Source organism: Streptomyces sp. NPDC127190, from assembly GCF_042672505.1.
In the GTDB taxonomy this organism is placed as follows: domain Bacteria; phylum Actinomycetota; class Actinomycetes; order Streptomycetales; family Streptomycetaceae; genus Streptomyces.
In genome coordinates this window covers 99,805-112,680 of sequence record NZ_JBHXVE010000005.1, presented here as the reverse complement: position 1 = coordinate 112,680, position 12,876 = coordinate 99,805, and the positions used below count along the sequence as shown (strand labels likewise).

Here is a 12,876-nt window from a genome sequence, read left to right as displayed (position 1 = left end):
AAGGCGACGAAGGCGCCCGGTGCTCAGGGAGCACCGGGCGCCTTCCGTTTGCCGCATCGCGCCTGGAGGCTCAGGCGATGTGCTCGTCCTCCATCTCCGCTTCATGCCGCTGCTGGAAACGGTTGACCAGGGCCTTCAGGGCACCGGGGGACAGGGTCGTCCCGTAGGTCGCCTGGATGTTGTCCCCGAGCGTCCGGGGCGTGGGGTAGCTGCCGTCGATCGACTGCCGGAACACCTGGTAGTAGTCGTCCTCGGTCGGCTCCTGCGCGGCCTCGGGCTCCGGGGTACCGCCGCCCTCGCCCAGTTCACGGGTGCGCTGCGGGGTGACCGGGATCGGGAAGCTGCCGGTCTCCTCCGGGCCGGGCTGCTGGAAGGCCTCCGGCGCCTGCTCCTCGTACCACTCCTCGTACTGCTCCTCGGGGGCGTACTGAGGCTCCTGCATCATCGGGTCGTAGGTGGGGTCGTAGCCGCCGTGGTACTCGATCTCCCGCGGCGCCTGGAACCAGGGACTCTCCTCGTCCACCGGGGGCTCCGGCTCGGCCGCGCGCTGCTGCGGCAGCCGCAGCCGCTGCTCGGCGGCGGGCGCCTCCCGCCCGGAGGCAGGCCCGGACACCGCCTGCGCGCCCCGGCCGCCCGCGGGCACCGGCTGTGCGGCACGCCCGCCGCCCGCGGCCACGGCCGGCCGCTCCGGCGCCGCCTCCACCGCACGGGCGGACGCGGGCGCCACCGGGATCAGATCCGGCTCGATCCCCGCCGCGGCCAGCCCCGCCGGGGCCGTCTCCGCCAGCGGAACGCCGTACCGGGCCAGCCGCAGCGGCATCAGCGACTCCACCGGAGCCTTACGGCGCCACGCCCGGCCGAAGCGGGAACGCAGCCGCGCCTGGTAGACGAGACGTTCCTGCTCCAGCTTGATCACCTGGTCGTAGGAGCGCAGCTCCCACAGCTTCATCCGGCGCCACAGCAGGAACGTCGGCACCGGCGACAGCAGCCAGCGGGTGAGCCGGACGCCCTCCATGTGCTTGTCGGCCGTGATGTCGGCGATCCGGCCGATCGCATGCCGGGCCGCCTCCACGGCGACCACGAACAGTACCGGGATCACCGCGTGCATCCCCACACCCAGCGGGTCCGGCCAGGCGGCGGCGCCGTTGAACGCGATCGTCGCCGCCGTCAGCAGCCAGGCCGTCTGGCGCAGCAGCGGGAAGGGGATGCGGATCCAGGTCAGCAGCAGATCCAGGGCGAGCAGCACACAGATGCCCGCGTCGATACCGACCGGGAACACATACGAGAAGTTCCCGAAGCCCTTCTTGAGGGCCAGAGCGCGGACGGCCGCGTACGAACCGGCGAAGCCGATACCGGCGATGATCAGGGCACCGGTCACGACCACACCGATGAGAACGCGGTGCATCCGAGTCAGCTGCGGCGCGGCCACTCGTACTCCCCTCCCCTTGCGTGTTCTTGCGCGCAACAGAGTGGCACACGTGCGCGGGGAACGCCGCGCCGGTCAGGACTTAAAGCTTCCGCTTCGGTCCTTCTCCAGTTCTTACTTCAGTCCTTCTTGGCCGCGGCGGCGGACGCCGAGGGCGACTTCGACGCCGACTTCGAGGGGGACTTCGACGCGGACGGCGAGGACGACGCGGACGGTGAGGACGACGAACCCGACCCCGCACCCCCCTTGTTGGCGGCCGTCACCGCCGCCACCGCCTCCTTGAGCGCCTTCTCCGCCGCCTTCGTCAGATCGGCCGCGTCCGGCGTCTTGTCGCCCGCGAGACCGGCGCCGTTGTAGTCGACGGTGACGACGACGTTCTCCACCCGGGCCACGACGGTCTGCTGCTTGAACAGACCTTCCTTCTTCTTCAGGTCGTAGTGCACGGCCGTCGCCTCCGCGCCCGCACCGGACACCGGCTCGGCCTTCGCGCCCTTCGCGCCGTCCACCGCCTGGGCGTCCCGGACCTGCTTGGTGTAGTACGTGTGCGCCTGCGCGTCGGCCGGACCGCGCGTGGCGTCCGAGTCGAAGCGCAGCAGCGAGACGTTGAGCCAGCGGAACTGCGAGCCCTTGACGCCGTTGTTGTCCAGGCTGTTCCAGGCGCAGGAGGCACGCGACGACGGATCGTCCGAACTGCCCTTCTTGCCGGACTTCACGCCGTTCGGCACCAGATCGCCGAGGGTGTCCTTCGACAACACCCCGCACGGGTCGGGAAGCTTGAGATACGCGGCCGGCGCCACCGACGGCGACGCGCTCGCCGAGGGCGTGCTGCTCCCCGTGGACGGCTGGGCGGAGCTGCTGCCGCCGCCGCTCTTCGCCTTGGAGTCGCCCGAGTCCGACGAGCAGGCGGCGGTGATCAGCATCGCCGGAACGGCGGCCGCGCAGACAAGAGCGCGGCTCAGGCGCCTGGTTCGCCGGTCTCGCGGGGCACGGTCGTCTCGCTGGGCTGCTCGCTGCATGGTTCCTTCACTCATGACGCTCGGTGTTCGTGCGGGTGTTCGTGCGGGTTCCTGCGGGGGCCACGGTACGCGGTGAGGCAGCCGCGCGGATTCCGTTCCCGCGCTTTGCACGCGCGGGCCGGCGCGGCCCCGACGGCCGTCACCCGCCGAGCGCGTCATCCAGCCGAGCCGCCAGATTCCGGGCCCTGTCCTGCATTTCCTTGCTGTCCGGGACCGTCCCGAGCGCCGTCGGCTGCTCCTCGTACTCGATGGTGACGACGACATTGGACGTGCGGAACACCACAGTCACGGTCCGCTGTTCGGCCGTCGAACCGGAGGCGGACAGCTGGTCGTCGATATACGCCTCGTCACCGAGATCGGAGAGGGTGCGCGGCTGGAGATCGGCGGTGTCGGAGGGCGACGCGCCGGAGGAAGACGGGGACGGGGAGGGGGACGCCGGGGGGCTCGCGGCGGCCCCGGAAGCGGAGGAACCCGGCGACGCGGACGCACCGCTCTTCTTCGCCGCGCTCGTCGGCGAGCCGCTGCTGCTGCTCTCCGGGCTGCTGCTCTCCGTACCCCCGCTCTCCGTGCCACCGCTCTCCGGGCCGCCGCTCTTCGGCTCCGGCAGGTGGGCGCCCGTCTCCCGCTGCTGGAAGAGCTGCTCGGCCTCGTCGTCGTCGCTGACCGTGTTGTCGTACGACACCACGCGCTCCAGGTCGACCGAGAGCCGGTCGGTGGCGTCGGCGGACTCCACCTTCCAACGGCAGCCCACCTTGCGGTCGGTGTCGTAGGTGAGCGCGGCCTCGCCCTGGTACGCCTTGTCCTGCTGCTGGGGGTCGGTGATCTGCCGGATGCCGGGCAGCAGCGCGTCGAGGGTGTCGTGCCCGACGGCCCCGCAGGGCTCCGGGAGGGTGCGGTACCGGCCGGGCTGGGCGGCGGCGCTCGCGCCCGTGTCGCCGGGGTTGGCGTCGTCGGTCGAGCCGTCGCTCCCCGAGCCGCTCGTGCAGCCGGCCAGCAGCGCCGCGAGGAGGGCGGCGGTGCCGGTTACATACGCCTTCCGCTGCACGGACGGGCTCCTCTCGACGGGTCGATCGCTCTGCTGCTCCAGTGTCCCCGCTGGTTAATCGCTTGCCGAAGCGGGGCGCCCCCTGGAGACAATGTGTATCGCACGCGCTGCCGCGGACGCCGGTCCAGTGTCCCTTTCCTCACTGTTCGTTCCGCATGTTCTCTTTGTTGCTGCTAAGTCATTTTGTTGTTGTTTCCGGGGGAATGAGGAAGCTATGTCGTACGTCGAGATGCCCGGCGCGAAGGTCCCGATCCGCATGTGGACCGACCCGGCGACGGTGGAGGACGTGGCCCTGCGCCAGCTCCAGAACGTGGCCACCCTGCCCTGGATCAAGGGCCTGGCCGTGATGCCGGACGTGCACTACGGAAAGGGCGCGACGGTCGGCTCGGTCATCGCGATGCAGGGCGCGGTGTGCCCGGCGGCGGTCGGCGTGGACATCGGCTGCGGAATGTCGGCGGTGAAGACCTCCCTGACGGCGAACGACCTGCCGGGCGACCTGTCGCGACTGCGGTCGAGGATCGAGCAGGCGATTCCGGTGGGCCGGGGTGTACATCGGGACCCCGTCGAGCCGGGCGACTTCCATGGCCTGTCGACCGCCGGATGGGACGACTTCTGGGGGCGGTTCGAGGGGGTCGCCGACGCGGTCAAGTTCCGGCGGGAGCGGGCGATCACTCAGATGGGAACCCTTGGCCAGGGCAATCATTTTGTTGAACTTTGTGTTGATTCCTCCGGTTCGGTGTGGCTGATGCTGCACTCCGGTTCCCGGAACATCGGCAAGGAACTCGCCGAGCACCACATCGGCGTGGCCCAGAAGCTCCCCCACAACCAGGGCCTGGTCGACCGTGACCTCGCGGTCTTCGTTGCGGACACCCCGCAGATGGCGGCCTACCGCAACGACCTGTTCTGGGCGCAGGAGTACGCCAAGTACAACCGCACGCTCATGATGGCGCTGCTGAAGGACGTGATCCGCAAGGAGTTCAAGAAGGCCAAGCCGGTCTTCGAGCCGGAGATCTCCTGCCACCACAACTATGTGGCGGAGGAGCGCTACGACGGCATGGACCTGCTGGTCACCCGCAAGGGCGCGATCCGGGCCGGCTCCGGCGACTACGGCATCATCCCGGGCTCGATGGGCACCGGCTCGTACATCGTGAAGGGCCTCGGCAACGAGAAGTCCTTCAACTCGGCCTCGCACGGCGCGGGCCGCCGGATGAGCCGCAACGCGGCCAAGCGGCGCTTCACGACCCGGGACCTGGAGGAGCAGACCCGGGGCGTGGAGTGCCGCAAGGACTCCGGCGTGGTGGACGAGATCCCGGGCGCCTACAAGTCGATCGACCAGGTCATCGACCAGCAGCGGGACCTCGTCCAGGTGGTGGCCAAACTGAAGCAGGTCGTCTGCGTGAAGGGCTGACGATGGAAGGTCCCCGGCAGATGCCGGGGACCTCGGTCACATGGTCACTGGTCTCCAGGAACGGGGACTTGACCGGTACGCAGCCGCCAGAGGCGGAGATTGCAGCTCTGGAGGGTTCTGCCGAGCGCGTCCGCCGCGGCCATCGGACTGTTGAGCTTCAGCAGGATCCGGTCTTCGGTCTCGGTCCAGCGGCGCCTTGTGTGCTCTGCCCTCATCTCGGCGGGACGTGTCCAGGCCGAGAGCGAGTCGGCGGACGCCCGTTTGCGATCCAGGGACAGGCACCCGGGGTAGTACAGGTCGGCGGCCAGGCGCTGGGCCGCCTCCATCGTGTAGAGGATGTTGTAGATGCCGTCGCGGGCGTTGCGCTTCAGGCTGCGCTCGGCTCCCGTCACGCCCTTGCTGTAGTCGCGCACCCAGAATGCGATGGCGCTGCTGGCCGTCGTCAGCGAGACGAAGGGGACGCCTTTGCTGGTGAAGCCGACCGACCCGTCGGCGTCGATCAGGCCTCGGAGATAGTCGCGGCGGGAGCAGTCGGTGTTCGGCGGCGCGATCGTCTTCGACTTGCGGCCGTAAGGCAGGCCAAGCTCGTTGAGCCTGGTCCTGGCTTCGAGGGAACAGAGCGTCCAGGTCGCCGAGGTGTGGGACTTGGCGAAGTTGGTCGAGCGGGTGCGCTCGGTGATGCTGCTGTTGTAGGGCGTCAGTTGCTGGAATTTCCGCAGCAAGTCGACATCCCGGGCGCCGAGTTCGACACTCAGTCTGCCCTTCTGTCCGGCGCCCGGTTGCAGATGCCCGTCCGCTTGCAGGAAGCCGAACATGTACGCGTACTCGGGCACCGTGAGGTCCATGAACCGGTGGGCGTTAGGCTCGCAATCAGCCACAGGAAGCCTCCACTTCCATGATGGTCAGGCCTTCGGCGGGGATGCAGCCCTGCCGAGGGCCGTCTCATTGATCGTGCGGCTGCGAGCCTAGGGCGGATGTTCGCACAGCGATCAGGTGATCGGCGATGTTCGCCCTTGTGGGTTACCTCTGGCTCAGTGCCCGTGCCGGACCGCGTAGATCATCACGAACGCCACGATGTGGATGCCGAAGAGGAAGTAGCCCAGGAAGTACCAGACCTTGCGTTCGTCCCTGGTCTCCTGGGCCAGGCGGCGCTGTTCCAGGGTGTCGGGTGCGGCGGGGGGCTCGGCCGGGTCGGGCATCACAGCTCCCGGTGCACCTTGGTGTTCGAGGCCTGGGCGCGGGGGCGCAGGACGAGGAGGTCGACGTTGACGTGGCTGGGGCGGGTCACCGCCCAGGTGATCGTCTCCGCCACGTCCTCCGCGGTGAGCGGCTCGGTCACGCCCTGGTAGACCTTCTCCGCCCGCTCCCGGTCGCCGCCGAAGCGGGTCAGGGCGAACTCCTCCGTCTTCACCATGCCGGGCGCGATCTCGATCACCCGGACCGGCTGGCCGACGATCTCCAGGCGCAGGGTCTCGGCGAGGACATGGGCGCCGTGCTTGGCGGCGACATAGCCCCCGCCGCCCTCGTAGGTGCCGTGCCCGGCCGTGGAGGAGACGACCACGACCACTCCGTCGCCGCTCGCGACCAGCTTGGGCAGCAGCGCCTGGGTGATGTTCAGGGTGCCGATGACGTTCGTCTCGTACATCGTCCGCCAGTCCGCCGGGTCCCCGGTGGCCACCGGGTCCGCGCCCAGCGCGCCGCCCGCGTTGTTGACCAGGACGCCGATCGTCTGGAACGCGGTGGCGAACTCGTCCACCGCCGCGCGGTCGGTGACGTCCAGCTGGTAGGCCACCGCCGAGTGTCCGGCCCGGGTCAGCTCCTCCGCCAGCGCCTCGATGCGGTCCTTGCGGCGGGCGGTGAGGACCACGCGGTGACCGGCCTCGGCCAGTGCGCGGGCCGTCGCGGCGCCGATGCCGCTGCTCGCACCGGTGACGACGGCAATGCGGGAGGCGGGGGCCATGGGCAGCTCCTCGGTACGGCCTTTCGGCGGGGCGCGGTCCCGTTTAGCCTAAGTGAGCCTCAGCCGCCGTTCCGCGGCGCCCACATGATCACGGCCATCCCGGCGAGGCAGATCAGCGCCCCGGCGATGTCGAAGCGGTCCGGGCGGTAGCCGTCGGCGACGACACCCCACAGGATCGACCCGGCCACGAAGATCCCGCCGTACGCGGCCAGGATGCGGCCGAAGTGGGCGTCCGGCTGGAAGGTGGCGACGAAGCCGTAGGCGCCGAGCGCGAGGACCCCGCCGGCCGCCCAGAGCCAGCCCCGGTGCTCCCGCACGCCCTGCCAGACCAGCCAGGCGCCGCCGATCTCGAAGAGCGCGGCGACGACGAACAGGGCGGCGGAGCGGAGGATCGGCATGCGGGCAGCTTCGCACGGGCGGGTGCTGTCACCTGTTGGAGGGCGCCTGGCCGCCGGCGGGCGTGGCATACGTCCTACGTACGGGGACCAGTGGCCCAGGGCGAAGGTGATGGTGAGGGTGAGCGGCGTGCGGATCAGAGCGTGGGGGCCGGCGGTGGTGTGCGGTGCCGTCCTTGTGGTGCCGGGAGCGGCGGGGACCGCCGTGGCCGCCCCGGCGCCGGTGCCGGAGGCGGATCTCGCCCTGCACGGCACGGCGGTGATGGACGGCGACCAGGTGGAGGTGCGGCTGACCCCGCGCAACAACGGGCCCGCCGCGGTCCCCGACGCGACGGTACGGCTGCGCTGGTCGGTGCCGCCGGCCGACCGGCAGCAGCTGCCGGCCCGGTGCGCCCGGGAGGACGAGCGGACGGTGGTGTGCGGCACGGGCGCGCTGGCGGCGGGCGCGGTGGGGGAGCAGCTGCGGGTGCCGGTACGGCTGCGGGAGCAGCCTTCGGAGGTGACCCTGGAGGTCGACACCGCGTGGGGCGGCGGCGCCGTGGACAAGGACCGTACGAACGACCGGCTGACGGTCCTGGTGCTGGACACGGGCGACACGTACGCCTTCTGAGGCGCGGACCGGAAGACCCGGGGTGAGAGGACGGCAGGGGCCCCGGTCCGGGTTGCCCCTGTGACGGTGAGAGGCCGGTAAAAAGGGTGATCGTAGGCCCGCCCGCCCCGGCCGAATCCGCGCTGGGCTTGGCAGACTGGGAGGGTGCCCCAGACTGTGCTGCTCGCCGAAGACGACCGTGCCATCCGTCATGCCCTGAAGCGTGCCCTGACCCTGGAGGGGTACGAGGTGACGGCGGTCGCCGACGGTGTGGAAGCACTGGCACAGGCCCACAAGACGCCGCCGGACGTCCTGGTGCTCGACGTGATGATGCCGGGCATCGACGGCCTCCAGGTCTGCCGGGTGCTGCGCGCCGAGGGGGACCGCACACCGATCCTGATGCTCACCGCCCTCGTGGAGACCGCCGACCGGATCGCGGGTCTGGACGCGGGCGCGGACGACTACGTCGTCAAGCCCTTCGATGTGGAGGAGGTCTTCGCCCGGCTGCGCGCGCTGCTGCGCCGGACCACCCCGGTGGCCGTCGCCGCCGGCACCTCCGAGGGGGCCGCGGGCGGCCGGGAGGCGCAGGTCTCGGACCGGCAGATCGAGGCCGCCGGGCTGCGCATGGATCTCCAGGCCCGCCGGGCGTGGCGCGGCAAGCGCGAGCTGGAGCTGACCCGTACCGAGTTCGAGCTGCTGGAGCTGCTGGTCCGCAACGCCGGGATCGTGCTGGACCACTCCACCATCTACGACCGCATCTGGGGCTACGACTTCGGTCCCGGCTCCAAGAACCTCGCCGTCTACGTGGGCTATCTGCGCCGCAAGCTGGACGAGCCGGGTGCTCCGCAGCTGATCCACACCGTGCGGGGCGTGGGTTACGTGCTGCGGGAGGACTGAGTGCGGCGCCTGCGCCGGATGCTGGCCCGGCGCCGGCCCAAGCTGGTCTCGCTGCGCACCACCTTCGCGGTCTCGTTCGCGGCCGTCACCGCCGCCGTGACGATCCTGACCGGCATCCTGTCGTACGGCTCGGCCGCCCGTCTGGTCCGGGTCGACCAGCAGTCGGTGTTCACGCAGGTGGTGCAGGACGTCCGGGACGAGGTGCGGCAGCACGAGATGGTCCCGGAGGACTTCTCCTCGTCCCGCCCGGGGCACGACCTGGTCCGTCCGGCCCGCACCGATGTCCAGGTGCTGGGCGCGCAGGGCCAGATCGTGGACCACGGCAATCCGGTGCTGCCCGTCACCTCCCGGGACAAGGCCATGGCGCTGGCCCGGTCGGCGGGGCGGGTGGTGGAGCACAAGGACGTCCGGGTGGACGCGGACCTGTTCCGGATCGCCACCGTCTCGCTCGGGGACGGGCGGGGCGCGGTGCAGGTCGCGCAGGAGTTCAGCGACACCGAGGATCTGCTGAAGGCGCTCCAGCAGCGGACGCTGATCCTGATGGCGGCCGTGGTGGTGGGCGCCGGTCTGTTCGGCTGGTGGCTGGCCCGGCGGATCACCCGGCGGCTGGTGGTCCTCACCTCCGCCGCCGAGGACGTCGCCCGCACCCGCCGGCTGGGCATCGAGGTGCCGGTGGCCGGGCTGGACGAGGTGGGCCGGCTCGGCCGTGCCTTCGACCGGATGCTGGGCCGGCTCGCCCAGTCGGAGGAGGACCAGCGCCGTCTGGTGCAGGACGCGGGCCACGAGCTGCGCACCCCGCTGACCTCCCTGCGGACCAACATCTCCCTGCTGCGGCGCATCGACGAGCTTCCGCCCGCGGCCCGCGAGGAGCTGGTCGCCGATCTCGGCCAGGAGGCCCGCGAGCTGACCGACCTGGTCAACGAGCTGGTCGATCTCGCCGCCGGGCAGTCCGACACCGAGCCGCCGCAGCGGCTGGACCTCGCCGACATCGCGGAGGAGGTGGTGGGGCTGGCGGTGCGCCGTACCGGGCGGCAGATCGTGCTGCGTACGAGCGGTGACACGACGACGGACGGGCGGCCCGGGATGCTTCAGCGGGCGCTGTCCAACCTGGTGGAGAACGCGGCCAAGTTCGACCGGGGCGGCAGCGCGCCGATCGAGGTCAGCGTCACCGGGCCGGCGCGTGCGGGCACCGTGCGGGTGGAGGTGCTGGACCGGGGGCCGGGGATCGCGGAGGCGGATCTGATCCGTATCTTCGACCGCTTCTACCGGGCCGCGGACGCCCGTTCCCTGCCCGGTTCGGGTCTCGGCCTGTCCATCGTCCGCGAGGTGGCGCTGGCGCACGGCGGGGCGCCCTTCGCGTACTGCCGGGAGGGCGGCGGCGCGGGGATCGGTTTCACGGTGGGCGGCATGGCGGGCGCGACCGGGTTGAGTACCCGTACCTAGGCTCCGGCGGGTACCGGCGCCCATCCGGGGGAGGGGCCGGGCGTTCTAGCGTGCCGGGCATGCCCGAAGAGACCGCTGAGACTCCTGAGACCCCTGAGACCGCTGAGATTGTTCCGAGTGCGGCGTCCGCCGCCTCCTTCGCCCGTGCGGCCGGGTGGGGGTGCCTCGGGTGCGTGGGGGTCGCGCTGATCGCCGTACTCGTCGTATGCGCCGTGCTCGCGGGGCAGTCGGCGGGTTCGACGGACTTCGCGCGGGTGGCGCCGCAGGAGATGGCGGACCGGGTCCTGAAGCACAGCCAGGAGGCGTACGACGTCCTGGGCTTCACCCGGACCGTACGGCCCGGCGTGGAGCGCGTCGGGGTCGGCCCGGAGAACACCCTCGGCGCCGACTACTGCTACGACGGCGGGACCTTCGGGCTGGAGGACAAGACGGTCGACGGCGCCTACCGGATGTCCCACGAGTGGGCGCTGGACAAGGTGCCGGCGAGCCGGGCGGTGCCCGGGCTGCGCCGGCTGCACCGGCGGCTGGTGGACGAGGGCTGGGAGGTCACGTCGTACCACGAGGGCGGGAAGGACGGCCGCCCGGGCGACTGGTCGCTGTACGTCCAGAAGGACGGCGGCGACGAGCGGATGTCCTTCGACTGGTACCCGGACCGCGGGTACTTCACGGGCGGTGCCACCGCGCCCTGCGCCTACGACCCCGGGTGGGACGGCTCGGGCGGGCAGGCCTACTACCCGGACGACGCGGCGAGGTCCGTGTCCCTGCCCGATCTGGCGCCCTCGGCCGCGCAGTAGGCCCGCCCCTTCCCTCCTCGGCTACGACCTTCCGCTACGAACTTCCGCTACGACCTTCCGCGCAGCCTCGGCAGGGTGAGGAAGCCCTCCGCCTGCGCGCTCGCCAGGCCGATGCGGGGGATGTCGCTGGTCTTGGCGAACAGCAGGAAGCGGGGCTCCCACACCGGGCGGTACTTGGCGTTGGCGCGGTACAGGGACTCGATCTGCCACCAGCGGGAGAAGAAGGTGAGGATCGAGCGCCACAGCCGCAGCACCGGGCCGGCGCCGAGGCGGGCGCCGCGCTCGAAGACCGAGCGGAACATCGCGAAGTTGAGGGAGACCCGCTCGACACCCAAGTCCTTCGCCTGGAGGAGGAGTTCGACCACCATGTACTCCATCAGGCCGTTCTCGCTGTTGCGGTCGCGGCGCATCAGGTCCAGGGAGAGGCCGCGCTCGCCCCACGGGACGAAGCTGAGCACGGCGCGCGGTTCGCCGTCCCCGTCCAGGCACTCCAGCATCACGCAGCGGCCGTCCGAGGGGTCGCCGAGCCGGCCGAGGGCCATGGAGAAGCCGCGTTCGGTGGCTCCGTCGCGCCAGCTGTCGGCGCGGTCGACGAGAAGGGCCATCTCCTCCTCGGGGATGTCCTCGTGGCGCCGGACGCGGACGGTGTAGCCGGCCCGCTTGACCCGGTTGTGGGCCTGGCGGACCACACGCATGGCGCGGCCCTCCAGGGTGAAGTCGGCGATCTCCACGATCGCCTCGTCGCCGAGTTCGAGGGCGTCCAGACCGTGCCGGGCGTAGACCGTCCCGGCCTCCTCGCCGGCGCCCATGACCGCCGGGATCCAGGCGTGCCGGCGGGCCTCCGCGAGCCAGGCCTCGATCGCGCCGGGCCAGGCCTCGGGGTCGCCGAGCGGGTCGCCGGAGGCGAGGGAGACGGCGCCGACGACGCGGTAGGTGATCGCCGCCTTGCCGGTGGGGGAGAAGATGACGGCCTTGTCGCGGCGGAGCGCGAAGTAGCCGAGGGAGTCACGGGCGCCGTGCTTGTCGAGCAGGGCGCGCAGCTTCTCCTCGTCCTCCGGGGTGAGCAGCCGGCGGCCGCGCGGGGAGCGGAAGCAGGCGTACAGGGCGAGGCAGAACAGGCCGGCGAGCAACAGGTTGATGACGATGTCGACCCAGCGAGGGGCGTGCACGGAGTCGACCCGGTCGGCGAGCGGGCCGACGCTGATGCCGCGCAGCAGGGTGTAGGCCAGCTCCTCGTACAGGGAGGCGCCCGGCAGCTTGTTGGTGGCGTGCACCAGCAGGGTGCCGAGTCCGCCGGTCACCACGGAACCGCCGACGCCGACGGCCAGCGCCAGCTTGATGTTGGAGGGGTCGCCGACGGCGTTGAACTCGCGCCGGCCGATCAGCAGCGCGAGCACGAAGAGGCCGGTGAGAGCGGTGGAGACCCAGTTGAAGGCGTGGTCGCGGAACGGGTGCTGGGTGAGCGCGAGGACGTAGAGCACGAACAGGGGCGCGGCCAGCAGCAGGTTGACCACCCAGGCGGCGCGCTTGCCGCGCCGCATCACCAGCGCCAGGAAGATCGCCGCCGCGGCCGAGGCCAGGCCCGCGGTGGCCAGGTAGGGGGTGAAGAACTGGCCGGTGTGGTGGGTGTGCGCGTGGACGTGCCGGGCGGTGAAGAGGGTGCCGTCGTTGTGTTCCTGCACTTCCTTGCGGAACGGCAGCGAGATCACGGCGACGATGTTGAACAGGGCGATCAGCCGCAGGTACCACACAGTGGCCGAGGCCGCCGCCGCGCGCAGCCGGGGGCTGGGCGTGGGCAGCGGGAACTCGCGGCGCTGACCGCGTTGAGCGGGAACGTGCGGGGACGGCAGGGTCGACTGCTGTGCGGGCATGGTGACTGGTCACCTTGGAGAAAAGGGATGGG

At 71.3% G+C, this 12,876-nt stretch carries 13 protein-coding genes; 5 read left to right on the top strand and 8 right to left on the bottom strand.

Annotated elements, in window-relative coordinates:
* Positions 1-70 precede the first annotated feature (70 nt).
* The 3 genes from ACFVIU_RS10765 to ACFVIU_RS10755 all read right to left on the bottom strand — a co-directional run bounded on the left by ACFVIU_RS10765 (position 71) and on the right by ACFVIU_RS10755 (position 3,487).
* A complete protein-coding gene (locus ACFVIU_RS10765; RefSeq protein ID WP_385841920.1) occupies positions 71-1,405 on the bottom strand; it encodes a DUF2637 domain-containing protein in 1,335 nt (444 codons plus the stop codon).
* Positions 1,406-1,545: 140 nt separating this feature from the next.
* A complete protein-coding gene (locus tag ACFVIU_RS10760; protein ID WP_385841919.1) occupies positions 1,546-2,457 on the bottom strand; it encodes a DUF3558 family protein in 912 nt (303 codons plus the stop codon).
* A 124-nt stretch (positions 2,458-2,581) separates the two neighbouring features.
* A complete protein-coding gene (locus ACFVIU_RS10755; RefSeq protein WP_385841918.1) occupies positions 2,582-3,487 on the bottom strand; it encodes a DUF3558 domain-containing protein in 906 nt (301 codons plus the stop codon).
* A gap of 214 nt (positions 3,488-3,701) precedes the next feature.
* On the opposite strand from ACFVIU_RS10755, the gene ACFVIU_RS10750 reads away from it, so the two are divergent.
* Positions 3,702-4,895: an RtcB family protein gene (locus ACFVIU_RS10750; protein ID WP_385841916.1), complete on the top strand. Its 1,194-nt coding sequence runs from the start codon at positions 3,702-3,704 to the stop codon at positions 4,893-4,895.
* Positions 4,896-4,939: 44 nt separating this feature from the next.
* On the opposite strand, the gene ACFVIU_RS10745 is transcribed toward ACFVIU_RS10750, so the two are convergent.
* The 4 genes from ACFVIU_RS10745 to ACFVIU_RS10730 all read right to left on the bottom strand — a co-directional run bounded on the left by ACFVIU_RS10745 (position 4,940) and on the right by ACFVIU_RS10730 (position 7,253).
* On the bottom strand, positions 4,940-5,740 hold the full coding sequence (locus ACFVIU_RS10745) for an LAGLIDADG family homing endonuclease (protein WP_385841915.1): 801 nt from the start codon (positions 5,738-5,740) through the stop codon (positions 4,940-4,942).
* Between the two features lie 186 nt (positions 5,741-5,926).
* The gene (locus ACFVIU_RS10740; RefSeq protein WP_385841914.1) at positions 5,927-6,094 is read right to left on the bottom strand and encodes a hypothetical protein; all 168 of its coding nucleotides are present in this window, start codon (positions 6,092-6,094) and stop codon (positions 5,927-5,929) included.
* The gene (locus tag ACFVIU_RS10735; protein ID WP_385841912.1) at positions 6,094-6,855 is read right to left on the bottom strand and encodes an SDR family NAD(P)-dependent oxidoreductase; all 762 of its coding nucleotides are present in this window, start codon (positions 6,853-6,855) and stop codon (positions 6,094-6,096) included. Before ACFVIU_RS10735 ends, ACFVIU_RS10740 begins: the two co-directional genes overlap by 1 nt.
* A 59-nt stretch (positions 6,856-6,914) precedes the next feature.
* Positions 6,915-7,253, bottom strand: coding sequence for a YnfA family protein (locus ACFVIU_RS10730; protein WP_385841911.1), 339 nt, complete (start codon positions 7,251-7,253; stop codon positions 6,915-6,917).
* A 127-nt stretch (positions 7,254-7,380) separates the two neighbouring features.
* On the opposite strand from ACFVIU_RS10730, the gene ACFVIU_RS10725 reads away from it, so the two are divergent.
* From ACFVIU_RS10725 to ACFVIU_RS10710, 4 genes are all read left to right on the top strand, one after another.
* A complete protein-coding gene (locus ACFVIU_RS10725) occupies positions 7,381-7,860 on the top strand; it encodes a hypothetical protein (RefSeq protein WP_385841910.1) in 480 nt (159 codons plus the stop codon).
* A gap of 144 nt (positions 7,861-8,004) precedes the next feature.
* A complete protein-coding gene (locus ACFVIU_RS10720; protein WP_385841909.1) occupies positions 8,005-8,736 on the top strand; it encodes a response regulator transcription factor in 732 nt (243 codons plus the stop codon).
* An 18-nt stretch (positions 8,737-8,754) separates the two neighbouring features.
* Positions 8,755-10,179 carry an ATP-binding protein gene (locus tag ACFVIU_RS10715; RefSeq protein WP_385842203.1) on the top strand — a complete coding sequence of 475 codons (1,425 nt, stop codon included), beginning with the start codon at positions 8,755-8,757 and terminating at the stop codon, positions 10,177-10,179.
* A gap of 173 nt (positions 10,180-10,352) precedes the next feature.
* A complete protein-coding gene (locus tag ACFVIU_RS10710; RefSeq protein ID WP_385841908.1) occupies positions 10,353-10,973 on the top strand; it encodes a hypothetical protein in 621 nt (206 codons plus the stop codon).
* Between the two features lie 47 nt (positions 10,974-11,020).
* On the opposite strand, the gene ACFVIU_RS10705 is transcribed toward ACFVIU_RS10710, so the two are convergent.
* On the bottom strand, positions 11,021-12,844 hold the full coding sequence (locus ACFVIU_RS10705) for a phosphatidylglycerol lysyltransferase domain-containing protein (protein WP_385841907.1): 1,824 nt from the start codon (positions 12,842-12,844) through the stop codon (positions 11,021-11,023).
* Positions 12,845-12,876 lie beyond the last annotated feature (32 nt).